General features: G+C 54.0%; 18 protein-coding genes. 8 read left to right on the top strand and 10 right to left on the bottom strand.

Annotation, left to right across the window (positions count from 1 at the left end):
• Nucleotides 1-197: 197 nt before the first annotated feature.
• Nucleotides 198-1,109 (top strand): ABC transporter permease subunit, encoded by a 912-nt coding sequence (locus tag NSQ46_RS08540; protein WP_341032677.1) that lies wholly within the window; start codon nt 198-200, stop codon nt 1,107-1,109.
• A 24-nt stretch (nt 1,110-1,133) separates the two neighbouring features.
• Entirely contained in the window at nt 1,134-2,033 is a 900-nt protein-coding gene (locus tag NSQ46_RS08545; protein ID WP_342576645.1) for a carbohydrate ABC transporter permease, read from the top strand.
• 244 nt (nt 2,034-2,277) lie between these two features.
• Here NSQ46_RS08545 and NSQ46_RS08550 read toward each other — a convergent pair whose 3' ends face one another.
• The gene (locus NSQ46_RS08550; protein WP_342576646.1) at nt 2,278-2,727 is read right to left on the bottom strand and encodes a DUF1569 domain-containing protein; all 450 of its coding nucleotides are present in this window, start codon (nt 2,725-2,727) and stop codon (nt 2,278-2,280) included.
• Nucleotides 2,728-3,070: 343 nt separating this feature from the next.
• Between NSQ46_RS08550 and NSQ46_RS08555 the strand changes: the two genes are divergently transcribed.
• Nucleotides 3,071-4,321, top strand: a complete 1,251-nt coding sequence (locus tag NSQ46_RS08555) for a right-handed parallel beta-helix repeat-containing protein (RefSeq protein ID WP_342576647.1) — start codon at nt 3,071-3,073, stop codon at nt 4,319-4,321.
• Between the two features lie 261 nt (nt 4,322-4,582).
• Here NSQ46_RS08555 and NSQ46_RS08560 read toward each other — a convergent pair whose 3' ends face one another.
• The 7 genes from NSQ46_RS08560 to NSQ46_RS08590 all read right to left on the bottom strand — a co-directional run bounded on the left by NSQ46_RS08560 (nt 4,583) and on the right by NSQ46_RS08590 (nt 13,285).
• Nucleotides 4,583-4,768 (bottom strand): hypothetical protein, encoded by a 186-nt coding sequence (locus NSQ46_RS08560; RefSeq protein WP_007127599.1) that lies wholly within the window; start codon nt 4,766-4,768, stop codon nt 4,583-4,585.
• Nucleotides 4,769-5,250: 482 nt separating this feature from the next.
• On the bottom strand, nt 5,251-6,468 hold the full coding sequence (locus NSQ46_RS08565; protein ID WP_341342278.1) for a hypothetical protein: 1,218 nt from the start codon (nt 6,466-6,468) through the stop codon (nt 5,251-5,253).
• 265 nt (nt 6,469-6,733) lie between these two features.
• Nucleotides 6,734-9,904 (bottom strand): MMPL family transporter, encoded by a 3,171-nt coding sequence (locus NSQ46_RS08570; RefSeq protein ID WP_028406067.1) that lies wholly within the window; start codon nt 9,902-9,904, stop codon nt 6,734-6,736.
• Complete coding sequence (locus NSQ46_RS08575) at nt 9,901-10,353, bottom strand: MarR family transcriptional regulator (RefSeq protein WP_007127603.1); 453 nt, start codon at nt 10,351-10,353, stop codon at nt 9,901-9,903. The genes NSQ46_RS08570 and NSQ46_RS08575 overlap by 4 nt, the downstream gene beginning before the upstream one ends.
• Before the next feature lie 367 nt (nt 10,354-10,720).
• A complete protein-coding gene (locus NSQ46_RS08580; protein ID WP_028406068.1) occupies nt 10,721-11,272 on the bottom strand; it encodes an HXXEE domain-containing protein in 552 nt (183 codons plus the stop codon).
• A 233-nt stretch (nt 11,273-11,505) separates the two neighbouring features.
• Entirely contained in the window at nt 11,506-12,096 is a 591-nt protein-coding gene (locus NSQ46_RS08585) for a TetR/AcrR family transcriptional regulator (RefSeq protein WP_007127605.1), read from the bottom strand.
• 295 nt (nt 12,097-12,391) lie between these two features.
• Nucleotides 12,392-13,285 (bottom strand): LysR family transcriptional regulator, encoded by an 894-nt coding sequence (locus NSQ46_RS08590; RefSeq protein ID WP_028406069.1) that lies wholly within the window; start codon nt 13,283-13,285, stop codon nt 12,392-12,394.
• A 128-nt stretch (nt 13,286-13,413) separates the two neighbouring features.
• On the opposite strand from NSQ46_RS08590, the gene NSQ46_RS08595 reads away from it, so the two are divergent.
• On the top strand, nt 13,414-14,331 hold the full coding sequence (locus tag NSQ46_RS08595) for an NADP-dependent oxidoreductase (protein WP_028406070.1): 918 nt from the start codon (nt 13,414-13,416) through the stop codon (nt 14,329-14,331).
• Nucleotides 14,332-14,464: 133 nt separating this feature from the next.
• Here NSQ46_RS08595 and NSQ46_RS08600 read toward each other — a convergent pair whose 3' ends face one another.
• A complete protein-coding gene (locus NSQ46_RS08600) occupies nt 14,465-15,166 on the bottom strand; it encodes a MerR family transcriptional regulator (protein ID WP_028406071.1) in 702 nt (233 codons plus the stop codon).
• 570 nt (nt 15,167-15,736) lie between these two features.
• On the opposite strand from NSQ46_RS08600, the gene uvrA reads away from it, so the two are divergent.
• Both uvrA and NSQ46_RS08610 read left to right on the top strand, forming a co-directional pair.
• Nucleotides 15,737-18,238, top strand: coding sequence for an excinuclease ABC subunit UvrA (uvrA, locus tag NSQ46_RS08605; protein ID WP_341342277.1), 2,502 nt, complete (start codon nt 15,737-15,739; stop codon nt 18,236-18,238).
• Between the two features lie 21 nt (nt 18,239-18,259).
• The gene (locus NSQ46_RS08610) at nt 18,260-20,041 is read left to right on the top strand and encodes an ABC transporter ATP-binding protein (protein WP_007127610.1); all 1,782 of its coding nucleotides are present in this window, start codon (nt 18,260-18,262) and stop codon (nt 20,039-20,041) included.
• A gap of 88 nt (nt 20,042-20,129) precedes the next feature.
• Here the strand turns inward: NSQ46_RS08610 and NSQ46_RS08615 are convergent, their stop codons facing one another.
• The gene (locus NSQ46_RS08615) at nt 20,130-22,238 is read right to left on the bottom strand and encodes a multicopper oxidase family protein (RefSeq protein WP_007127611.1); all 2,109 of its coding nucleotides are present in this window, start codon (nt 22,236-22,238) and stop codon (nt 20,130-20,132) included.
• 156 nt (nt 22,239-22,394) lie between these two features.
• Here NSQ46_RS08615 and NSQ46_RS08620 point away from each other — a divergent pair, with 156 nt between their 5' ends.
• Nucleotides 22,395-23,081 carry a response regulator transcription factor gene (locus NSQ46_RS08620; protein WP_028406075.1) on the top strand — a complete coding sequence of 229 codons (687 nt, stop codon included), beginning with the start codon at nt 22,395-22,397 and terminating at the stop codon, nt 23,079-23,081.
• The gene (locus NSQ46_RS08625) at nt 23,078-24,160 is read left to right on the top strand and encodes a HAMP domain-containing sensor histidine kinase (protein ID WP_040737838.1); all 1,083 of its coding nucleotides are present in this window, start codon (nt 23,078-23,080) and stop codon (nt 24,158-24,160) included. Before NSQ46_RS08620 ends, NSQ46_RS08625 begins: the two co-directional genes overlap by 4 nt.
• Nucleotides 24,161-24,215 lie beyond the last annotated feature (55 nt).

A 24,215-nucleotide genomic window follows, 5' to 3' on the forward strand; every position in this document is an offset into this window, starting at 1 on the left:
GCGCAGTGAGAATCACCGCTAGCCATTAAGCCTCGGCTTCTCCCTTACTCCATCGCATACCCTGGATGACTCAGCGGTAAGTAAATGGCGTATTCTCCGTATGCAGGCAGGGCCGAGCAGGAAGCGGGGCATTGTGGGCTGCAGTGTGTCCGGGCGTGAAGATGGCCTCCTCCCCCTAGCTGCGAAGGAGGGATATCATGCGGTCACCCAAAGGCATTCAGAGCTTTATACGCGATTATCAATTATGGATTATGATTTTGCCGGCGATCCTCGTCATTCTGGTGTTCAACTACATCCCCATGTACGGAATTCAGCTGGCCTTTCGGGATTTTGATTTCACCAAAGGCCTCACCGGCGGGGAATGGAGAGGGCTTGCTTATTTCGAGCAGTTCATCGACAGTTATCTGTTCACGGATTTGATGCGCAATACGTTTCTTATCAGCCTGGCTTCGATTGTTCTGGGCTTTCCGGCTCCGATTATTCTGGCGCTGATTCTGAACCAGATTCGAAAAAAGCGAATGAAAAAGCTCATGCAGACGACGGTATATTTGCCTCATTTTATTTCCGTCATCGTTCTCGTGGGCATGCTCAACGTGCTGCTGTCCTCGGAAACCGGCGTGGTCGGTCATTTCATGAAATCAATCGGGCTCGAACATATCAATCTGCTGGCCTCAACCTCGACCTTTATCCCGGTCTACGTGCTCTCGGATATTTGGCAGCATTGCGGCTGGAACAGCATTATCTATCTGGCAGCGTTGTCCGCAGTAGACCCCCAGCTCTATGATGCGGCCAAAATGGACGGCGCCAGCCGCTGGCAGACGATCCGGTACGTGGATATTCCCGCGCTCGTGCCGACGATCATCATTTTGTTCATTCTCAGCATGGGCAGCATTCTCAGCACCGGCTTCGAGAAAATATTCCTGATGCAAAACGCTCTCAACCTGCCGGTATCCGAGGTCATTGCGACGTATGTGTACAAGATCGGCATTATCTCCAACCAATTCAGCTTGGCTTCAGCCATCGGGCTGTTCAATACCTTGATCAATTTCGTGTTTCTGTTTGCCATGAACGCCATTTCGAAACGCGTGTCCAATACGAGCCTATTCTAATGAGAGAGGGGAGGAGGAACGGCCATGGATCACATAAGTGCCCGGGTCACCGGTAAAGAATTCGCCTTCAGGGTCGTCCTGGCCCTGTTGTGTGCCGTTATTTTTCTTTTGATCGCATACCCGTTGTATTTTATCGTTATCGCTTCCTTCAGTGATTCGACGCTGGTATCGACAGGCAAAGTGCTGTTCTTTCCGAAAAACATCAGCTTCTTCGGATATCAGGAAATTTTCAAGGATATGCGGATTTGGACCGGCTACCGGAACACGGTGTTTTACACGTTATTCGGGACGCTCGTGAACATGCTGTTCACGCTGCCGGCGGCGTATGTGCTTTCGCGGAGGGAATTCCGGGCGAGACGGATCATCATGTTCTTCTTCGTGGTGACGATGTTTTTCAATGGCGGTCTGATTCCGACTTACCTGCTGATGAAGGATTTGCAGCTGACCAATACGGTCTGGGTGTTCATCCTGCCTTTTTCGGTGAATGTGTTTTACCTCATCATCGCCAGGACGTTCTTCGAAACGTCTCTGCCGAAGGAGCTGCACGAGGCGGCCGTGATGGACGGCTGCTCGCATTTCACGTTTTTTTTCAAAGTGGCGCTGCCGCTGTCCAAAGCGATGGTGTCGGTCATCGCCCTCTATTATCTGGTGGGGCACTGGAACGATTTCTTCACAGCGCTGATCTATATTCGGGATACGAAGCTGCAGCCGCTGCAGATCATCCTGCGGGACATCCTGTTGTCCAATCAGGTATTTGCCAACGGGGCAGGCACCGGCGGCGATGCGGGGGGATATGCTCAGCGGTATGCGGATCAGATCAAGTACGGGGTCATTATCGTTTCGACGCTTCCGATTTTGGTCATTTATCCGTTTATGCAGAAATATTTCGAAAAAGGCGTCATGATCGGTTCGATCAAAGGGTAACGGTGGAAGAGGCGTGCCGGGCAGCGCAGGGGCTGGTCGGCACGCTTTTGTGCGTGCTGCCAGAGGCGGCGCGGGGGAGTGACAAGGCGCCGGCAGGGGCTTCACAAGTCCCGAAAAGGGACTTGCTGTCGTGAAAAAGCGCCGCATGGACCTCACAAGTCCCGAAAAGGGACTTGCTGTCGTGAAACGGCGCCGCATGGACCTCACAAGTCCTCAAAAGGGACTTGCTGTCGTGAAACGGCGCCTAAACGCCGAACTGTTTTAAGTGGTGGTCCAGGTGCTTGTATAACCCATTTCCCCATTGTTCGGCGGTCAGCTTGCCGAAAAAGGGATGCGGGTGCGGCGTGATTTTCGCCGGCCCGTCTTTCTGAAGCTGGACGATTTTTCCCTTCAGAGTTTCTTTTTCCACCTCAAAATCGCGATCATCTGCAATGATTATGCTGGGGATCGTGGACATATTGCGAGCCGGGGGCTTCGCATTATAAAACATCGGTTTCACAAAGCGGCCGATCAATATCCCCAGCCAGCCTCTAGGAGGGAAAGAATTCCCCATGGCGATATCCTGGAAAGCCGAACAATGGGCTAGCATCTGGGCGACGTTCATTTTGCCCCACTGCGGTTGTAAGCCCGGATTTAGATTGTCGATACGGTTCATGAGTTCTTTAACATGGGCTTGATTGAACATGGTTTCCATGATTTGATTGCTCCTTATTGGCGAGGTGTAATCACAGGGCTTTCCTGAGGCCGACTCAATCTCGGAAACCATTATACCAATTCATTTAAAGACCGATTTCTTTCCGATTGCTGTATCTCACGATGATTCACGTCAGTTTTAGAGTCATGATGCTGCCCCGGGGTTACTGCATCGGCTGGTTTCTGTTGGGTCTATCTTGTTCGGGTGGGTGCTTATCTTGGTCCGAAGAACCTTTTTAGATGATATGACAGATCGAATAGAGACCAAGCTCTCCTCATTACAATGGTAAAGGCAATCTTAATCGAAAGAAAGATGGAAAACTAACCATGAGGAGGATATCCCGATGATCCAATTATGTATGGTGAAAAGAGGGCTGCGACAGCTGGCCTTGATCGGATTGCTGATGGTCTCGATCAGCAGCCTTGGCCTGTCTGAATTCACAACGCTAAAGCAGGCCGATGCGTTTAGCGCAGAAGCGGCCAGGCCGGCAACATGTTCCGCAGCTCCGTGGGAAGCGACGGCTATCTACAGCGGAGACAGCGAGTTGTCGCATCAAGGCAAGCTCTGGACAGCAAGATGGTGGACAACGGGCGAGGAGCCGGGAACGAGCGCTTCTTGGGGAGTATGGGATGCCCGAGAGACTTGCGGGAACGGGGGAGGACGTGATGAAGGCGGTAGGTTCGAACCTGAACCCCATTCCGCATCTAACGATACTTCTTGCGCATCGTCTTCCTGTCTGCACAGTGCGTTGAAAAATGCCGTTCCAGGCGGCCGAATCGTGCTGGAGCCTGGCACCTACACGGGAAGCTTCTCCTCGGATGCAGGCGGGACCTCGGAGCAGCCAATCGTCATCGAAAGCCGGGATGCCGCGAACCCGGCGGTCATTTCCGGATATTCCGCCGGCTCCGGCTACGCACTTCGGGTCCGGGGAGACCATTGGATCATCCGTAATCTGAAGCTGACGAACGCCCAAAAGGGCATATTGCTTGATCATTCGAACCACACGCTGGTTTCCGGCGTAGAGGTTTTTAACATCGGCTACGAAGCCGTGCATTTCCGGGACGGCACTTCATACAGCACCATTGAAAACTCGCGGATATACAATACCGGCAAAACCGGCCCGGGCTTTGGCGAGGGGGTTTACGTCGGTTCGGCGGAAGGTGCATCATATGACCAGAATACGCATTACAATACGATCCGGGGCGTCATTTTCGGCCCAAACATTACAGCTGAGCATATTGACATTAAGGAAAGATCGATCGGGACGCTGGTCGAGAATTGCACCTTTTATGGCGAGGGAATCAGTGGAGCGAATTATGCCGACAGCTTCGTGGATGTGAAAGGGAATGGGGCCATAATCCGGAATAATACCGCCTACCAGAATGGAAACAGCCTCATTGTGGATGCCTTTCAGCTTCATGAAATTGTACCGGGATGGGGAATCAGCAACGAATTCTCCAATAACACGGTGTTTCTGTCCGATCCGGACGTATATGTCATCGCAGCCTATGGCAATACATCGGCCACAGCCTCCCAGAATACGAGAAGCCCGGCCGGCAATATGTACAAGGGGAACGTGACGGTTGCGCCATGATTGACAGGGTCAAGCGTTGCAACGGTGACTCCAGCAAGGGCTCAGTAACGTCGCTCGGACGACAGGCCATCGTTTGCTCTCCCAATGATCTTTTATAAAATGCGGATTTTTAATATTGGAAGCGTCGTGACAGAATGTGAAGGTTCGTGTTGGATGATGAGCATGGGTATAGGAGGGAGGGGATCAGCTGCGCTTGTAGGGATCAGGAGAAGCTGCCGGTGCACGGACTCATTTAGAAATAAGAAACCGAACAGCTATACCTCAATCTTCGGAGGTCTTTTTTAATAGAGAGTCCAGTTTTTTGTGCAAATGCTGCAATTCTTTATTGTAGTGCCTGTAAGTTATGACACCAATAACGGATTTTATGCCGAAAAAGAGGATGGCTGCAATAACAATCAGCAAATAATTGTGAGCCATTTGACTAAGCCAGCTGTTGATCTTTTCCATGATGGACCCCCTTTAGGAACAGTATTCCCTTGTAAACAATAAATTTATGCCACGTTGGCCGTTGATTTACGCTGCGGTTCGGCCATTGCTTAATAATGAGAGACAGATAGGAGGCATGATAAAATTGTAGATTGATTTTGACGCAAAAAAACAACAGGAGCATCGCGGGGCGATGCTCCTGTTGCGATAGCGGAACTCCGCCCGGAGAAGACTAGGCAGTATAGTCTACCGGGCTCCTCTTTGAAAGGACTAACCCGCACCGTCTGCCATACTCTGCTTCGTGAATCAAGCCCGTATCCTCTTCAGGCTCCGCTCGAACAACAACCAAGCCGTACCGTCTACCAGACTTTTGCTTTATGGCAACCAAGCAAGAGTCCGCTGGCTGACTCCTCGTTCCTAAAAATCGGAAAAATCCTCGCTCGGCTGCGAATCCGACGGAATTGTAAATGAAACCGTCGTGCCTTGATTCCGGGTGCTCTTGATCACGAGACCGGAGCCGAAGGTTTGCAGCAGCCGCCGATTCGTATTATAGAGACCGATGCCACGCCGCTGGCTGATAGCAGGAGGAATATCGCATCATCCCGGCTGTCAAGGACCATTCGCGTAAATACGTAGACCGAGAGCAGGACCGGCAACAAGTAAAAGAAGGCAAATACCCGGTATTCCACCATCCCGTGAACCCAAGGCCCCGGAGCGGCAAAGACCACGATCGTATAGAGGATCAAAAGCCCGCTGAAGGCGTTAAACCACAAGTTCCGTTTTCGGGCGGTAAAGCTGCGGCTCAGCTTCCAAATGAAATAGGAGAGCCACGAATAGGAGAGGAAGGTTACTTTAAGCTCCCATTCATAATTTAAAGGGACCCACTTCATCAAGAGGCTGTCGTGCGATGTGACGACACTCAAAGCTGCCGATACAAGCAGCAGGAAAAAGTCGAGCAGAGACCGTTCCCGCGGATTGAATAAGTATAAAATGCAGGCGTACAATCCGTGCAGCATCAGGACGACAAACGTAATTTGCTGGAGATCGACGGAGACGCCGTACTCATCCTGGATCGCCTGGTGCGATCCCAGCTTGATCGGCTTTGAGATTCCGCCCATGTAAGGATGCTCATAGTTTGCGACCCGGATAACCAGATCAAGCTCCCGAGCCTCCCGGTCGGGAACATAATCGACAACGAAAGAGGTGCGGTTCGGCTGATAGGAAGCTTGGCCAGTCTCTCCTGTCCTTCCCATAGAAGCTACCGTTTCGCCGTTGATGTCCACGGTGGTCGCGGATTGAATCTCCTGAACCCAGAACGAGAGTGGGGCCGCAAGCGGACGATCCAGCAAGATGCGAAGCCGGTACGTCCCGTTTCCGAATGATGATTTCACTTCATGCGCCCGGCCTTTATTCCAGTCTCCAGGTACATGCACGAAGGATGACGTCTCAGACGTCTTCAGCTCCTGTTCATTTGCCAAGGTGTCCGGGTAGAACGCCCATTCTCCGTCCAAATTGATGGGCTTGGAGCCCAAGAGATCCCAGCCTCTCAGATCGAGCACCCCATCAGAGGCTTTCGGTTGATCTGCAGGAGGGGCGTAGGCTTCAAGCCAAAGCCAGCGGATTCCGAGGAGCATGCTCAGAAAAACAACGAATGCCGCAACACGGTGGATAAATTTGGTAAAACGAAAACGTTCATGGTTCTTTGCGCGTAGGGTTGTCACCGTTCACGTTCCTTTTTAAGAAGTCTTACTTTCAAATATACGCAAAATTACATCAGCCGTACAGACATTTCCTATTTGAGCAAGCGGCCCAAGCCAATGGAAAACGGATTTGGAAATGCGATGAATCGAGAAGAGGGCAAGCTTGTGGGGCATCTGTTCATAAAAAAACCGGCGGCTTTTCGTAAAAGCACAAAGCTTTCGAAAAGCGCCGGTATGATTCAAAAGGTGGACCTTGCGCTCAGGCGCAAGCAAATCCGGGGGCAGCTTACATGCCTACGTGTTGACCGGGCTGGCTGCTCTCTGAGCTCCGTTCTTTCGGCGTGAAAGGCCACCAGTTGGCCCGGCCGAAGATGCGTACCATGACCGGCACGAAGAACGGAAGAAATACGAGGGCGTACAGCACGAGTCCGACCAGCACGACGGTGGCGATCTGCATCATGGACAGGACGCCCGACGGATACATCGCGGCGAACGTTCCGCCGAGAATGACGACTGCGGACAAGATGACCGTGCCCATATTCCGCATGGCGTGAAGGATGGCATCCTTGACATCCCAGCTCTTGTTCTCGTTAAAGCGCGCCATCAGGAAGATGCTGTAATCGACGCCAAGCGCGATCAGCATAACAAAGCTGAAGAATGGCGTCGCCCAGGTAATGCCGGAGTAACCCAGTCCGTGCACGAAGATCATCTCGGTTACTCCAACCGAAGTAAAGTACGTAATAACGAGGGAGATAATGAGATAAATCGGCATCACGATGGAACGCAGCAGCACGACGAGAATAATAAAGATTCCGCTGAGCATCAGAATAACCGTACGGGTATAGTCCTCGTCCGAGATGCTCTGCAGGTCATGGTTCGTGCTCGTAATGCCGCTGATGGCGACCTCGGCGTTTTCCAGCTTCGTATCCTTCACCGCGCGGGCAACGGCCGCCTCAATCTGCTCGACGCTTCCCAGCGCTTCCTCGCTGTACGGGTTTGTCGACAGCACGACATCGAGGGTCATGACCTTGCGGTTATCGGATAAGTACGTATCGAACACCGTCTGCATCTCGTCGTTCTCCAGCGCTTCCTGCGGAATGAAGAACCCGCTGAGCTCATCGTCCTGGAGATCCTGGATCTGCTGCAGGTAGTCTTGGGCCGAACTTAAACCGTCGGTAATCTGCTTCAACCCGTCCGCGCTGGAGTTCAGGCCTTCCGTCAGCTCGCCAAGCTGTCCGGTGAGATCACCGAAGCCGTCCGCCAGCTGTTGCTGGCCGCCCTGCAGCTGCTCGAGCCCGCCTGTAATGGATGGGATCTGGCTCACGATGCGTCCCTGGCCGTCCGCGGCCTGCGAAAGTCCGGACTTGAGCTCACCGATGCCTGCCGCCAGCTTTTGAAGCCCGTCTGCGAGGGCGGTCTGCCCGGCGGCCGCTTTGGTGTAGCCCTTGTTGGCTTCCGATAGACCGGCGGCCGCACCCTTCATCTGCTCGGAAATCTGTCCGAGTCCTGCCGCCAGCTCGGCAGTGCCGGCAGCTGTCTGGGTCACGGTCCCCTTAATCGTCTGGTAGTTCATGTCCTGGAGGATTTCAGGATGACTGTTCTCAAGACCCGAGAAGGAGGCTTCAAGCCCCTTCAGTGCAGCCGCTACGCTTCCAAGCTGCTCCTGAATTCCGCTTACGCCGCCGTTTAGCGCCGCAAGTCCGGTATCCAGCTGCTTGTAGCCCTCAAGCAGCTTGGCATGCGCGTTCGCAAGCTCTTTCGCGCTTTGCGCCGCTTGCGTAAGCCCGGACTCGATTTCGCCGGCTCCGGCGGATCCGCTTTTGATCCCTTGCTCAATGGCTTTGAGGCCTGTTGCAAGCTCAGTCATGCCGGCCTTCAGCTCGGCCGTTCCTTTCGTTAATTCCTTTGCGCCGGCAGCGGCTTCATTCAGCTTGGGCGCATTTTCGCTCAGCTGCTTGCCTGCCTCGGATAAACCGCTCTGAATTTGTGCCAGCCCGTCATTCGTTTCCGTAAGGCCCTCATTCAGCGTTTTCACTTGAGTCGGAATGAGGAAGTCATGTATTTGCTCGCCGGTCGGGCGGGAGAGGCTGCGAATGCTGGATACGCCTTCGACCTTTTCCACTTCCCGGCTGATCTTCTCCGCGAGTCCCATATATTCGGCCGTATCCATCTCGTCATCATTCTTAATGACAATGGTGGAAGGCAGCGATTGTCCGGGACCAAAGCTGTCGGAAATAATGTTGAAGCCTTTGACGGACTCATAGCTCGGACCGATCTCCTCCAAACTGTTGAAGGACAGCTTGCCGCTGTATGTCACGAGAAACGGAGCCACGATAACAGCCACGACAAGCAGCGCGGCCCAAGGCCTTTTAAGCGAGAAGGATCCGGCCGCTCCCCACAGCTTGTTCTCGCTGTGCTCCAGCTTCCCGCGGGAAGGCCAGAACAGCTTCTTGCCGAGCACCGCCATAAAGAACGGGACGACGGTTATGAGAGCAAGCAGCATGACGGCGATGCCGACGGCGACAGCAACCGCGGATTTGTACAAGATGAATTTCGACAGGCCGATCGCTATAAAGCCGACGAATACGGCCAAACCGGAATAAAAGACGGTGCCGCCCGCTTTCCGGTACGTTTCGATGATTGCCGACTTCGTATCATCCGAGGCTGTCAGCTCCTCCTTGAAGCGGCTGATCAGCAGGATGCAGTAGTCGGTCCCGATGCCGAACATGACGGCAACCATGAAGATCTGCGTAAATGTTGAGATCGGGAAGTCGAACCGGTCGACGAGGAACGAGACCACCGATTGGGACACGATGTAGCTGAGACCGACGGTGAGCAGCGGAACGAATGGGGCGACAAAAGAACGGAATACGATGAAGAGGATAAGAAGAATAAAGATGACCGTAATATATTCCGTTTTCTTGAGCCCTTCTTCCGAGCTGACGATCGTATCTTCATTAATGAGTCCTTCACTCGTCAGATAATGCTCCGCGCTAACGCCTTCAAGGATCTGATCGACTTGCTCAGGCAGCGCCTTGACGGCCTCTTGGCCTCCGCTGACCTGCAACGCCGTCATGATCGTTTTGCCGTCCTTGGCAATCAGCGTATCTTCAAGCTCCTTCTGGGTGAACGGCTCATTGATGGAGTCGATATTCAGGCTTTCCTTTCGGTCGTTCAGGCTCTGAATCCCCTGCTTAATGCTCTCCTTATCGGCTTCGCTCAAGCCATCGGGATTATGAAAGACTAGGGCAACCTGATGTAAGGTTTCTCCGCCCTCGCCTCCCGATGCTTCCTTAAGAATTTCGGCAGCTCTCGACGACGTGTAGCCGTCAGGAACGGACAGCTGACCCTTCTCGCGGACGAGATCCGCCATCGACGGTGCCGTCAAGAATAGTGAGACGGCAGCAGCAAGCCACAGGACAATAATGAGCCATCTTGCTTTTAGTATGGCTTTCAATTTTTTCTCCCTCCTGATTCCTGCATCAATTGACCCAGCTTCTCGAACATCGAGATAAACATTTCGATATCTTTTTCTTCGAAATGCTTTAGGTACGGGGAAATGATATTCCGTACTTGCTCCTGGGCCGATTCGAAAATGGATGTACCATAGTCGGTTAACGCCAGGTAGACCTGCCGCCGGTCCGCTTCGTCGCGGGTCCGGTATAGGATCCCGGCGTCAACGAGTCGGTTGACGATGGCAGTGATCGAGCTTTTGCCTACGGCCAGCGTGTCGGCCAACTGCGAAGAGGTGCACTGGGGCATGCTGTTGATCAAGCGCACGACCTGGAATTGGTCGTTCGTCAGATCCTCGCCAAGATGTTCCCGCATTTCGGCACTAATGCGCCGGGTAACCAACTGGTAAACATCCAAATACCGGTCGATCCACTGCTTCGCTTTGTCATTCAACCGATAGCCCTCCTTTCCCGAGCCATATAGTTCGTGTGTGAAATAGTTTCATTATTGAACTATATGGCAGCTGGGGGCAAAAGTCAAACAGCTTGCTTATTGAGGCTGATGACCGGGGAATGGCCATGAGGGGGCGGGGAGATTTATTCGCATGTCCACCAAGCCGGCTTTTCTTGCGGCGCTTAAAATCCGCTTGAAGCCATCCTTTTACGATATGATCGATCGCTTGGCTTATATGAAGCCCGGGACTACCGGGATACGCCTTTTCGGATGCGAGGAGGCTCCCTCCGAGATCTCGCACGGACACCAATCAAAACATTCGTGGAGACGATGTAATAATTAGAGAATCAAGCTGAAAGGAAGCGAATTATTCAAAAGGCACGTTACGGACCGGGGCGAGTCGCATGCCGATGGTCAGACCCAACCATACGAGAAACAGCGTGACCGGCATTGCGATGGCCAAGCCAAGGGCAAGGGCTCCGAGATCGATCATTTTCTGGTGGATCAGATTGTATAGAGCGTAAGCTCCAAAGGGAATTTCAAGAAGAGCAGCGGTAATCACACCGGGAGTGTATTTCCGCAGCAGGACGGTAGCCCCTACATGCTTTATTCCGTCCAGGAGGAACACCGCAACGAATCCGGCGTATAGAAACGGCATGCTGCCGACCGTGTCATAACGAACAGCGGCATGCCAGGTTACGGAGGTGAGCACGAAGCCGAGCACCAGTACGGCAAATGTAAAAGAAAGCGTCAGATTTTTATCCCACCTTATCGGGATGGACGATACTTTGGAGAGCCATGGGCTGTCTTTGTTCCTCCTAATCCAGTGCTCCATGCTTGCGATTTCCTCGCCATCGTGCAGGAAGAATACGACTGGCAGCAGCCATAACAGCATTTCCGAGTTCCAATCCACCATCATCACAATTCTCTCCCTTCAAAGGTCCTTCAACAGAACAAAAAGTTGAGTAGACACTCAAATTATGAGTATAAAATTAGCTGATGCTTTAGCGAAAATTGCTTAAGCAATCAGCAGGAAATCATCTTATGCAATACGCCAGGACAGCAGCCTGCTTAAAAAAGGGCCTTACAAGGATTAACCATTATGACAATATAAACATATTGGTATGCATTACCGATCCCGTCGGATGTTTCCTAACTCCATCCGTGCATCAGCAAACGGACAAGCTCCCGGACATACGCCTCGCCACCAAGCGGCATAAACTCCTCGCCGAAACGGGAATGGAGCATGAAGTAAACGAGAATGGAAGAGGTGACCGTCATCATGGCGACTTGGACGGTAAATTCCTGAGGAGGCCCGGATGCTCCCTGGCGTTTCAACATATTCCTGCCCGCCGTACCGAATCCGTCGATCAGGCTGGCAACTTCAGCCGATACCTCGGCATCGTTAACTAACTCCGGGGACCAGATGAGCATGATATATTCCTGATTCAATTTCAGAAACTCGAGATACTTCAAGCCATAGCGGACCAACGCCTCTTCCGTCGACAGCTCAGCCAGCGCATCCGCATCTGCTTCTACTTGCGGAATAAAGGAAAAGTTGCGAACGATATCAAGCAGCAGCTTCCGTTTATCACCGAAATGATAAAATATCAAGCCTTCGGCTACCCCGCTCTCGGCAGCGATTTCCTTGGTCGTTGTGGCATGGTATCCCTGTCTGGAGAACAGGCTTAAAGCTGATTGAAGAATCCGTTCTTTTTTTGCATTCGCTTTGCTGGTTGGCATAAGTAAATACCGCCTTTGTGGTTGGAATTTCGGTCCTGATATGAACTTCGTTTTGAAGGGCTGCCGATTCGAAAAAGAGCGGGACATTCATCATTATGATATCGGTATACGGGCCCAAGCGTCAGGCGAATATCGACCTGAAAGCGGAAATTGAGTGTTTACTCAATATTATTTTTTCACTCACTCGTTGTCAATAGGGCTTGGAAAGGACCGCGTAGGGTCGATCGGATTCTTCGAGTACGGTTCTGGTGGATACATCTTTACATAATAGGAAAACCGCGCGATAAGCGCGGCTTCATGACGGGGTCAATTCGATTCCCTGCAGCCGATAATACTTCTCCAAAAAATCGCGAAAAGATCGTGCGGCTTGGGATAAATATCGGGACCGCAGCCAGGCGATGCGGAAGGTGCGGCGGGCTTCGGGCTGCTCGATGCGCAGCTTGACCAGCTTCAATTCCTCGCCGCTCTTGCATTCGCCGATGAGCGCTACGCCGAATCCGCTGCGCACGAGTTCGGCAATCGTGCGGGGATCCTCGACCTCGCATACGACGTTCGGGATGAAACCGGCCTGGCTGCAAAACTCGTTGTTCATTTTTTGATAGGGATGCCCTTCCTTATAACCGACAAAGGGCTCCTGCGCGGCCTCGCTTAAATGGACGGAGGCTCTTGAAGCCAGCCGGTGGGCCGGAGGGACCGCCAGAAATACTTCTTCGTCGAGCAGGGGAAGGTGGTCGATATCCGGATGCTTGATCGGCATGGATGTGAGGAAGAAATCGACCTCGCTGTACTCGATTGTCTGCTCCATGTCTTCCATAGAGGATTGAACGATGTGGAAATTGATCTCGGGATGCTCTTCCAGGAACAGTCGCAGCGGCTCGCGAAGCTGCTCCATGTTCGATAAAGCCAAATGAATGCGGCCGCGCTCCAGCCCCGCCAGATCGGCAACCTCCCTTCGTCCTTCCTCCAGCAATTGAAGCGCCGCCCTGGCTCTGGCCAAAAACGCTTTGCCGTAGGCATTCAACCGGATATGCCGTCCCTGCCGTTCGAACAAGGGGGTGCCGAGATCCTCCTCCAACCGGGAAATCGTCTTGCTCAGGGCAGGCTGCGCAATGCGAAGCTCCTGGGCGGCTTTGGTCATATGCTCAAGCCTGGCGACCGTGACAAAATACTTCAGCTGCAGCAGCTCCATCGTATCTCCTGCCTTCCTTATATACTTCAGTATATATATACATGGATTATTTTATATTTTTTATTATCTATTGGTGATTATAGAATGAAGTCGAGAGGAAGATCAATCGATAAAAGGGGATGAGATCCATGAAAGCAGCAGCTTTTTCTTCGATCGGGCCGCCGGAGGTCCTTCGCATCATGAACTTCGAGGATCCGCAGGCAGGACCGGGCGAGGTGCGGGTAAAAGTCAGGAGTGCGGGCGTGCAGCCTGCCGACTGCGCGGTGCGGGGCACCGGATGGACGCCTCCGCCGTTAACCTTGAAACAGCCTCAAATCGTAGGAAATGAGTTTGCCGGCACGATCGATCAGGTCGGGGAGGGGGTAGCCGGCTTCTCGCCGGGGGACGCCGTGCTCGGATGGTCGCTCCTAGCCTGTTATGCGGAGTATGTCGTCGTCAGTACGGATCAGATCGTGCGAAAGCCTGAATCCATGAGCTGGGAGGAAGCCGGCGTCCTGAGCGCCTCCGGGCAAACAGCCCATACGGCCCTGGAGCAGCTGCGGGTAGGGGCCGGCGACACCGTATTGATTCATGCGGCTGCCGGCGGGGTAGGGACCTTTGCCGTCCAGATCGCCTTGGCCCTTGGAGCCAAGCAGGTCATCGGAACGGCAAGCGAGCGGAACCATGATTATCTGCGCTCGCTTGGCGCGGTTCCGGTCCTCTATGGTCCGGGTCTGGTTGATCGAGTGAGGGAGATCGCTCCCGAGGGGGTGGATGCAGCTTTGGATGCGGCGGGCGAGGAGGCTTTGCGGGCATCGGTAGAGCTGGTAAACGACAGGAGCCGGGTCGGCACGATCGCCTCGTTTGAAGCGGTGCCTGAGCTTGGCGTTCTGGCGATTCGCAGTCAAAGATCCCAATCCCGGTTAAATGGGCTGGTTCGTTTATATGAGCAGGGAATGCTTCAGATTCACATTTCGCATGCGTTCCCGCTCAGCGAAGCTGCGAAGGCGCACCGGCTGGTGGAAACGGGACATGCCCGCGGCAAGACCGTACTGGTCATCGACTAGCCGCCTTAAGAGCCTGTTAGCAGGCTGACGCTTGGCGGGAGCTGCCTTGGATTCGAACAAAAGGAGATGTTCCATAAGATCATTTGATCTTGCGGACATCTCCTTTATTACGTTGGATGGCCTGCGGCCTTGATTATATCAGCTTCAGCACCTCACACAGGCGGTACACATAATGGACGCCGCGGATTTGATGGTGATTCAGGTGATTTAAATAGACAAGCGTCTCTTTAAACAGCCTTCTTGCATTATGGACCTGGTGGTGCTGGAGCTCTTGCAGCACATCCTTAATGACCTCAAGCGGATAATTGGCCGAACGGAGAATGCGGATGATCAGGATTTGTCGGACCAGCGCCCGGTTGAACGTCCGATAGCCATTCTCTTCATCGCGCGGCAGCGTTATGACCCCTTCCTTCTCCCAATGCCGGATTGCCGTGGCTTCAACGCCGGTTTCGGCGGCGACCTCGCCGATGGTCATCTTATCCTTGCGGCCATGGGAATCGGCATCATCCAATTGCTCCGTCTCCAGAATGCGGATCGTTCGTTCGGCAAGGGTTTTGTCGCGATGGAGCCGGGCCTGCACTTCATTGATGATCCATAGCGCTTCATCAAGCTCCTTCTCCTGCAGCTTTTTCATCACTTTCTTCGTAACATCGACGCCGAAGCCCGGAAACATGGCCCGGATGCATTCAAAGTATGCCGCATGCTCCTCGGTGTAGATCCGGTAGCCGCTTGCAGTGCGTTCAGTCGGCGGAACGATGCCCCAGCTCTCATAGTGCCGAAGCGCGCTTGTGCTGATGCCCAGCTTTCTGGCGATCTCGATCGGCCGGATTCCCATGGTTTTCTACCTCCTCCGGATGGGCTCGTACATTTACGTTTCTGGGTGGATTGTACCATGACGGACCACGGGAATGAAGCGGATCCTTGTATACCATTTCGATCACCGGATGATGAACAGCAAGTTAAAAGGCTAGCGGGATATTTTTGCAGAAACGCAGTCGCTCAACATTATCACTAAACCTTAAAGCATCGTGACGGGATTGAGCTCAAAAAATCGCGATGCGCCAAAGATCCGAATCCTGAAATTTTGTACTTGCATCAATGTTGTAATATGGGGATGTAATCGGCGCTGGTGCTTTCGAAGCGAGTTTTGTTGCGAAGTAACTCCTTCGAAGCATATGCTCCACAAAACTGAGCGGACGCTTCCGAAGCGAGTTTTGTTGCGATGTAACTCCTTCGAAGCATATGCTCCACAAAACTGAGCAAATGCTTTCGAAGCGAGTTTTGTTGCGATGTAACTCCTTCGAAGCATATGCTCCACAAAACTGAGCGGACGCTTCCGAAGCGAGTTTTGTTGCGAAGAAATTCCTTCGAAGCATATGCTCCACAAAACTTTTAGGAGGTTATCATGAACGGATCCATCAAAATTCGCGGCGCAAGAGAAAACAATCTGAAAAACATCTCCCTGGAAATTCCGAAATACCAGCTGGTCGTCGTAACCGGCCCATCCGGCTCAGGCAAGTCGACGCTGGCGATGGACACGCTTCAACGTGAATGTCAGCGGCAGTACATGGAATCCATGGGCATGGTGTCGGATTCGGTAAGCAAGCCGAAGGTGGACGCGATCGAAGGGCTCTCGCCTTCCATCAGCGTAGGCCAGCACATCACGAACCGGAACCCGCGTTCCACGATCGGAACGGTGACAGACATCTACAGGCTGCTGCGGATTCTGTATGCCAAGCTGGGTGAGCGGAAATGCCCGTCCTGCGGCGATACCGTCGTGCCGAATGTCGAAGGCGAGTCGTACCACGGCGCTTCGGAGGACGACGAGGCCACAGACTCCTATGAGACGGTTCACTGCAGGCGATGCGGACATGCCATGGAGAAGCTGACGATGTCCCATTTTTCCTTTAACAAGCCGGAAGGTGCATGCGGAACCTGCAGCGGGCTCGGTCACACCGTGGATTTAAACCTGGAAGCGGTGTTCCGACCGGAGCTCGGCCTGCGCGATGGCGCGGTCACCATCTGGTACAGCGTGCTTATCGATTACAACACGAACATTCTGAAGGCCGCGGCGAAGCACTACGGCTTCACGTTTGACGAGCATTTGCCGCTCCGGGATTACAGCGAAGCCCAGCGGGACCTCCTCTATTACGGCGTGGAGAGCGAGGCGTTCAGCCGCCATTTCCCGGACGTCAAGCCGCCGAAGTCGGTCGGACAGGGGAAGTTCGAAGGCGTCGTGACCGGCATATGGCGAAGGTACCGGGAGAAAGGAAGCGAATCCGGCGAGGCCGCATTATTCCATGAATCCGTCTGTCCGGATTGCCTAGGCACAAAGCTGAAGGCGGACAGCAGACGCGTACTGGTCGACGGAACGCCGATCACGGAAGTGAACGCCTGGTCCATCGGCGAGGCCCTCCATTGGATGGAAGCGCTCATGAAGAAGCTGAGCAGCGACCAGCTGTTCATTGTTGAGCCGCTCATTCATGATTCGATTGTCCGCTTGAAGCGCATCATCGATGTCGGTCTCGGCTATATGACGATGGACCGGCAGGTCATCACGATGTCGGGGGGCGAGGCGCAGAGGCTTCGGCTCGCATCCATTCTCGGCTCGGGTCTCACGGGCGTGCTGTATATTCTGGATGAGCCGACCACCGGACTGCATCCGAAGGATACCCGCGGCTTGATTCAGGTGCTGAAGCAGCTGCGGGATCTGGGCAATACGGTGCTCGTGATCGAGCATGACGAGGACGTGATGCGGGCTGCCGACCATATTATCGATATTGGACCTGGTGCGGGAGCGATGGGCGGAACCGTTGTCGGACAGGGAACGCTGGCGCAGTTGATGGAACAGCCGGCCTCCGTGACCGGAGCGTATTTCCGCGAGAACGATGCACAGAAGCCGCCGCGGCGCAGACGCGGCAACGGAAGCATGCTGACGATCCATGACGCGCATCTGAGAAACCTGAAGCATATTACGGCCTCCTTCCCGCTCGGCACGCTGATCTCCGTAACGGGCGTATCGGGCTCGGGCAAATCCACGCTGCTGTTCGATCTTTTGGCCGAATCGGGAAGCGAGCGGAAGACGCCGCCGGGATGTAAAGAAATAACAGGGTGGGAGGCGGTTGGCCAGCTGATCACCGTCGATCAATCTCCGGTATCCCGCATGCAGCGCTCGAACGTGGCCACATATACCGATGTGTACACCCATATTCGGAACTGGTTCGCCGGGCTGCCGGAAGCCAAACGGAACAAGTTGACGGCCAAGCACTTCTCCTTCAACACCCAGGGCGGCCGATGCGAGACATGCCAGGGCTTGGGCGTCGTCCCGCTGCACATGCATTTTCTGCCGGAGATCGAGGTTCGCTGCCCGGATTGCAAGGGGAAACGCTTCAAGGAAGAGGTGCTCCGCGTGACATACAACGGCTTCTCCATCTCCGATCTGCTGGATATGACGGTGGAGGAAAGTTTGTCCGTTCTGGAAGACCAGCCGAAAATCATGGATTTGACCAGGCTGCTCTGTGACGTGGGCCTTGGTTACCTGAAGTGGGGGCAGTCGGTTCGCACCCTCTCGGGCGGAGAAGGACAGCGGATCAAGCTGGCGAAGGAGCTCAGCAAGAAAACGAAAAATCATACGCTGTACCTGCTCGACGAGCCGTCTACCGGTCTTCATCCGGGGGATGTGAAGCAGCTGCTGGTCCTGCTGAACCGCCTGGTCGATGCGGGAAATACCGTGATACTCGTGGAGCATAATCTCGATCTGATTTGGAACTCCGACTGGATTCTCGATATCGGGCCGGGCGGCGGGGCAGCCGGCGGAGACGTGGTAGCCAGCGGCACGCCGGAGGAGGTTGCGGCAGTCGAAGCCTCGCATACCGGCCGGTTTATCAAGGAAACGTATCTGTCTTAACCTTGGGAGGGGGAATCTGACATGGGAATCGGAACAGAACAAAACGCTGCGGAAGAGAAAGGCAAAGTAACGAGGACCACCGTCCGGTATTTTACCGGACTGCTGCAGGCTGCAGGCATGCCGAAGCTGGTGCTTGCGGCAGCGATCCTGCTGAGCCTGGTCGGGGCGGTGACGGGACTGGTCGTCCCGCTCATCACCGGCCAATTCATTGACAGCTTCTCGACGGATTCGTTCAATTTGCGCATGGTCGCGTCGCTGGCTGCGCTCTTCCTGCTTGAAGCTGTAGCCAGCGGACTATCCTACTACATGCTGGCATACGTCGGCAACCAGATGGTCAATAAAATCCGCAAACGGCTCTGGACCAAGGTACTGTCGCTGCCGGTTCCGTTCTTTGACCGTCACCGCTCGGCCGAAACCATGAGCCGGGTAACGAATGATACGAACGAGATCAAGACGTTGATCACCGATCACCTTATCGCCTTCTGCTCCAATCTGCTGACGGTGATCGGCGCGGTGGCCATTCTCTTCTATCTGGATTGGCAGATGACGCTGATCATCCTGGTGGCCGTGCCCGTAGGTTTCGGCATCCTGATGCCCATCGGCGGAAAAATGTACAAAATCTCCATCAGCATGTACGGGCAGCTTGCCCAGCTTTCCGCCATGCTGACCCAGGTCATCAGCGAGATCCGCCTCGTCAAGGCGTCCAATGCGGAACGGAAGGAAGAGAAAAGCGGCTTCGGCGATATGGACAGCCTGTACCGCTTCGGCATGAAGGAAGCCAAAATCAACGCGGTGCTTGTTCCCCTGATGTCCATGGTGATGGTTGTGCTGCTCGTGGTCATTATCGGCTACGGCGGCGTTCGCGTCTCTTCCGGCGCGCTTAGCGCCGGAGAGCTGGTGTCGTTCATCCTGCTGCTGTTCCAGATCATGTTTCCTTTCAGCCAGTTTGCGACCTTCTATTCTCAACTGCAAAAGGTGATGGCCGCTACGGAACGGCTGCGGCTGATTCTGGAATACCGGTCGGAAGGGGACGACCGTGCCGTTCGCCCGGCACCCGAGGGGCACCGCGACTTGCGCTTTGAGGATGTGACGTTTGCCTACCATGAAGGCGAGACGATCCTGTCCGAGGTGACCTTTTCCATTCCTGCCAAAAAGGTTACGGCCCTTGTCGGGCCGAGCGGAAGCGGGAAGACGACGATATTCTCGCTGATCGAGCGCTTCTATGCGCCAAGCGGCGGAGATATCGTCTTCGGCTCGGAATCGATCCGGGACTACTCACTGGACTCCTGGCGGCGCAAGATCGGTTACGTATCCCAAGACAGCCCGCTCATGACCGGGTCCATCCGGGATAACATCGTGTACGGGCGCGAGGAGCCGGTGACGGATGAAGAGGTAGCGGAAGCGGCAAGGCTTGCTTATGCCCAAGGTTTCATCGAGTCGCTTCCGCGGGGATACGAGACGGAGGTCGGCGAGCGGGGGATTCAGCTGTCCGGCGGGCAGCGGCAGCGCGTGGCGATCGCGAGAGCGCTGCTCCGGCAACCGGATATTTTGCTGCTCGACGAGGCGACCGCAAGTCTGGACAGCGACTCTGAGCATGAGGTGCAGAAGGCGCTTGGCAACCTGATGATCGAGCGGACAACGGTTGTGATCGCCCACCGGCTGTCCACCGTAGTCGCGGCTGATCAGATCATCGTGCTGGAGCACGGCAGGGTTACCGGCAGCGGAACCCACGAGGAGCTGCTTGACAGCCATCCGTCGTATGCGGAATGGGCCAAGAAGCAGTTTCAGACGGGAGAACAATAGAGAACGCTGAAATGACCCTTCCAAGAGCAAGCCTTTAGGCACTGCTCCCGGAAGGGTTTTTCACTGCCTCCGCGTACTTTTCCACACATCATTCAGGGATATTGACCGTAGACCGGCCGATTTCAAATGGAGTGTAGACTCCCTCGGGGTGCATGGACATCCCTGCCGCGGCGTGTTCCAGGTTGTGGCAATGATCCATCCACAGTCCGGGATTATCCGCAACAAAAGCGGCTTCATACACTTCGCCTGGGGCTACGTTCAAGGAATCGGTCCACCACGGACTGCCCTGAACCGGTATGCCGTTCCGGCTCAGCACCAATAGGTGATGGCCGTGCAGATGCATCGGGTGATCCATGAATCCGCGATTGACGAATTTCATTTTGACGACATCGCCTTCACTTACCATCAGCGAGGGCGTATCCGGAAAGACATACCCATTGATCGTCTGTAAATTGGTCATGGTTCCGTTATAAAATCCAACCCGATTGTCCAGTACCAGCGTAAACGCCTTGTCATATTTCGTGTCGGAATCAAAGGGAACCGGCGCCGGAGCGCCATAGTATGCAGGGTCAAAGATCGTTCCCTCAACCCCGGGAGCCGGCATGTCGTGATCCGTGGCCGAGAGGACAACGGCCTCGCTGGTTTCGTTGATCGTACCCAGGCTGTGCGACACCGAAACGGCATGCTCCGGCATGACCAAGGCGAGATCATACCTTCCGCCGGCGGCAAGCAGAAGCGGCCGGTCTTCCATCCATTCCGGTCCGTTCAGATTGACCCCGTCTATGGCGGCTACTCGATACCGCGCTCCCGATACGTAAAAAATACGCGGCATGTTATGGGCGTTAATGAGCCGGATACGGACGGCCGTACCCGGTTCAATGATCCGGCGCGACAGCACGCCAGTGGGACCCAGCGTAATCGTGCTGCCGTTGCTCGTCCCGTGAGAGTGGGACATGACGGTCATATCGACATCCTCCGCGATACCTTCCTTCGGTTCGATGATTAGCGTGCCGTAGAGTCCTTTGGCAACTTGAACCGAGGATTGTTGATGCGAATGATACCAGTAAGTTCCCGTCTGATTGGTAATGAAACGGTAAACGAACCGTTCTCCCGGCATCACAGCATCTTGCGTCAGCCCCGCTACGCCGTCTTCGCCGTTCGGGACATTCAGGCCATGCCAGTGGATGGTGACGCCATCCTCGATATCAACGTTGTGCAATACGACTTCGACCAGGTCGCCTTCCTTTACTCGAAGCTCTGGTCCCGGGACGGTTTGATTGAAGGTCCAGAGTTCCGAATGTTCTCCGGTGGGAAGCGTTGTTATCAGCTTTGACGCTGATATTGTAAAAGAGCGGTCCGGCGGCGCATCTTGCGGACCTCTCAGGTCCTCGACGCTGACGGCTTCCGGGCTCATTACAGCCGCAGACACAGGCGAGTCTGCATGATCGAGACCTGCAAGATTGTGGCTTGCATTGGCGTGGCCTCCATGGGAGCTTTGGGTACCGTGATCCATCATGCTCATCCGATCCGGAAGTCTGGATGATAGCAGTCCGGATGCAACGATCGTCGAGACGACAACAAGAAGCACCAAGCCCTTTTGGACCATGCGGAGGAAGCGTTTCCCTGAGTTTTCTTGCCTGGCTAACTTTCCGCCTGCGGCTTGACGATTCAGGTGCCTTCGATAAGTGAAGGCTTGGAAAGCAACCCCAAGACCAAACCCTGCCCAAACCCCATATAACGTCTCGAATCGTAGCGGGGATTGCGCGAAGAACAGCATTTGGATCGCGGAAGCTGCGGATGCGGTAAATGCTGCCGAAAACGGCAGGAATATGATGGGGTTAGATAGCCCTCCCGCTCTCCCCTTCGTGGAAGAGAAGGCGGACTGTTCGCGCCGATAGAGTTCCGGAAGCGAGAACATGAAAATGGCGAACATGCCGCATAGGTACAGCGGCCACTGGATCAGCACCTTGTCTTCGACGAAGGACCAGTCGGTCATCCACATCCGAATCGTTGCGGCTAGCTTGACCGTGGTCAAGCAGACGGCCGGCCATAACCGGAATCGCAGGCTGCGCAGATGGGTATGGAACGATTCCGAAGTGTTATGGTCAAGCACATGCCGAGCTCGGGAATAGACCAGCCACCAGAGCGGCACAAGAGCGATTGTGATTCCGTATTCAATCATAATCCAAGTTCTCATAAGTTCAATTCTCCTTCGCCTTTTCATTGATGTAACCAGTTTACCGTCCGATTGTGTAGAACTTGTGGAAACGATCTATTGATTATGTGTAAGAGCACTTTTTATGGCCATATCCGGGTTATAATGGCTACAAACGAATGAGGAGAAATTATGCTTATGGAAACGAAACTTATGATAGTAGAGGATGAAAAGGCGATGCTCGAGTCGATGAAGCAATATTTAGAGGCCGAAGGATTCCTCGTATACGCAGTTACCAATGGTCTTGACGCGGTGGAAGCCGCACGCAGGGAACGGCCCGCGATCGTAGTCCTTGACTGGATGCTTCCGGGTAAGAGCGGCATTGACGTTTGCAGGGAGTTACGACAGGTCAGCTCTTGCGGCATTATTATGGTAACGGCCAAAACGGAGGAAACGGATAAAATTATCGGCCTGGAGCTGGGGGCGGATGATTATATGACCAAGCCCTTTAGTTTGCGGGAGCTTGCCTCCCGGATCCGTTCATTGCTTCGGAGAATCGATCCGAGAAACGACGAACCGGCCGACCTTGAGCGGGGAGATCTTCGTATTTCCTTGACCAAATGCCAGGTTACAAGAAACGGCGCACTCATTCCCCTGACCCCGACCGAGTTTAAAATTTTGCTGACACTGGCTTCAAGACCAGGCGTCGTTTTCAGCCGGCTGCAGTTAATAAAAGCCGCCATGGACGATGATTTCATGAATTATGAACGCACGCTGGACTCCCATATCAGCAAGCTTCGGAAAAAGCTGGAGAATGATCCGGAGCGGATGAAATATATTCAGACGGTGTACGGATTCGGATACAGGTTCGGTGAAGAAGGATGAGTGTGCGGGGCAAAATCTTTTTGGCGATGGGCGTCCTGGTAGTCCTTGTCAGTGCGGCCTATATCGGGACGACGCAAGGTTACCTGGGTAGCCTATTCGCCCGATATTACACGGATGGCGGTGGAAGCAATGAAGGAATGATCTCTTTGGAGGGGGTAAGCCAGTATATCCTCGCAGAGATGAAGATCAAGGCCTTCAACATGACTTTGTTTATTGCGGGAGCGGCATTGATCCTCGGCTACTGGCTTTCTGGGCTAATCATGAATCCCTTGAACAAGCTGATACGCGTCATGCGCCGGGTAGCGGGCGGTGAGCTTGCCACCGAAGTCCCGATTGAACGGGCCGATGAATACGGTCAGGTCGGCGAGGCATTTAATTCGATGACGACCCAGCTCCGCGACTTGATGGATAATCGAAAGCGCCTTGTTGAGGATGTAGCGCATGAGCTTAGGACGCCGCTGGCGATCATTCAATCCAAGCTCGAGCTGATTCAGCAGTCTCAAGGGACCGTTAAGCCGGAAGCGCTGCTCTCCGTGCATGATGAAGTGCTGCGGCTGATCAGGCTAGTGGATGAACTGCAGTTGCTGAATACGGCGGAAGCCGGAGAGCTTATATTAAACAAAGAACCAACGAACTTGCCTATGCTTATGGAGGAGCTGATTGAGCTGGTGCAGCCGGAAGCGGATGAATATGGGGTTAGTCTGGCCGTATCTTGTAACGAAGATATGCCGACGGTATGTCTGGATCCTAGACGGATAAAGCAGGTGTTTCTGAATTTATTGACGAATGCGCTAAGACATACGCGGGAAGGCGGGAAGATTACGGTCTGCATGCAGATCATTCATGATTGCGTCTCGATTTCGATCACCGATACCGGATCCGGAATTCCGGAGGGAGCGATTCCGCATTTGTTCGACCGGTTCTATCGCGCCGATGCCGGAAGAGGAAGAATCGCCGGTGGCTCAGGGCTCGGACTGTCGATTGCACATCAGATCGTTTCAGTCCATGGGGGAAGCATCCAGGTACGGAGCGAAGTGGGGGTCGGCTCCGAGTTTACGGTAAAACTTCCATTAGGATGAAAAAAACAGCCCACCTACAACACGGGAATAGATGGGCTGCAGACCACGAAGCGGT

This window comes from Paenibacillus sp. FSL M8-0142, assembly GCF_038597315.1.
GTDB classification, from domain to species: domain Bacteria; phylum Bacillota; class Bacilli; order Paenibacillales; family Paenibacillaceae; genus Paenibacillus_AQ; species Paenibacillus_AQ lactis.

What these genes read in the sequence shown, in the direction of transcription:
- uvrA (WP_341342277.1), top strand. Translation starts at nt 15,737, where the DNA reads ATGAACGGATCCATCAAAATTCGCGGCGCAAGAGAAAACAATCTGAAA.
- NSQ46_RS08555 (WP_342576647.1), top strand. Translation starts at nt 3,071, where the DNA reads ATGATCCAATTATGTATGGTGAAAAGAGGGCTGCGACAGCTGGCCTTG.
- NSQ46_RS08585 (WP_007127605.1), bottom strand. Translation starts at nt 12,096, where the DNA reads ATGCCAACCAGCAAAGCGAATGCAAAAAAAGAACGGATTCTTCAATCA.
- NSQ46_RS08625 (WP_040737838.1), top strand. Translation starts at nt 23,078, where the DNA reads ATGAGTGTGCGGGGCAAAATCTTTTTGGCGATGGGCGTCCTGGTAGTC.
- NSQ46_RS08540 (WP_341032677.1), top strand. Translation starts at nt 198, where the DNA reads ATGCGGTCACCCAAAGGCATTCAGAGCTTTATACGCGATTATCAATTA.
- NSQ46_RS08580 (WP_028406068.1), bottom strand. Translation starts at nt 11,272, where the DNA reads ATGATGGTGGATTGGAACTCGGAAATGCTGTTATGGCTGCTGCCAGTC.
- NSQ46_RS08595 (WP_028406070.1), top strand. Translation starts at nt 13,414, where the DNA reads ATGAAAGCAGCAGCTTTTTCTTCGATCGGGCCGCCGGAGGTCCTTCGC.
- NSQ46_RS08560 (WP_007127599.1), bottom strand. Translation starts at nt 4,768, where the DNA reads ATGGAAAAGATCAACAGCTGGCTTAGTCAAATGGCTCACAATTATTTG.
- NSQ46_RS08615 (WP_007127611.1), bottom strand. Translation starts at nt 22,238, where the DNA reads ATGAGAACTTGGATTATGATTGAATACGGAATCACAATCGCTCTTGTG.
- NSQ46_RS08600 (WP_028406071.1), bottom strand. Translation starts at nt 15,166, where the DNA reads ATGGGAATCCGGCCGATCGAGATCGCCAGAAAGCTGGGCATCAGCACA.
- NSQ46_RS08590 (WP_028406069.1), bottom strand. Translation starts at nt 13,285, where the DNA reads ATGGAGCTGCTGCAGCTGAAGTATTTTGTCACGGTCGCCAGGCTTGAG.
- NSQ46_RS08610 (WP_007127610.1), top strand. Translation starts at nt 18,260, where the DNA reads ATGGGAATCGGAACAGAACAAAACGCTGCGGAAGAGAAAGGCAAAGTA.
- NSQ46_RS08550 (WP_342576646.1), bottom strand. Translation starts at nt 2,727, where the DNA reads ATGGAAACCATGTTCAATCAAGCCCATGTTAAAGAACTCATGAACCGT.
- NSQ46_RS08545 (WP_342576645.1), top strand. Translation starts at nt 1,134, where the DNA reads ATGGATCACATAAGTGCCCGGGTCACCGGTAAAGAATTCGCCTTCAGG.
- NSQ46_RS08620 (WP_028406075.1), top strand. Translation starts at nt 22,395, where the DNA reads ATGGAAACGAAACTTATGATAGTAGAGGATGAAAAGGCGATGCTCGAG.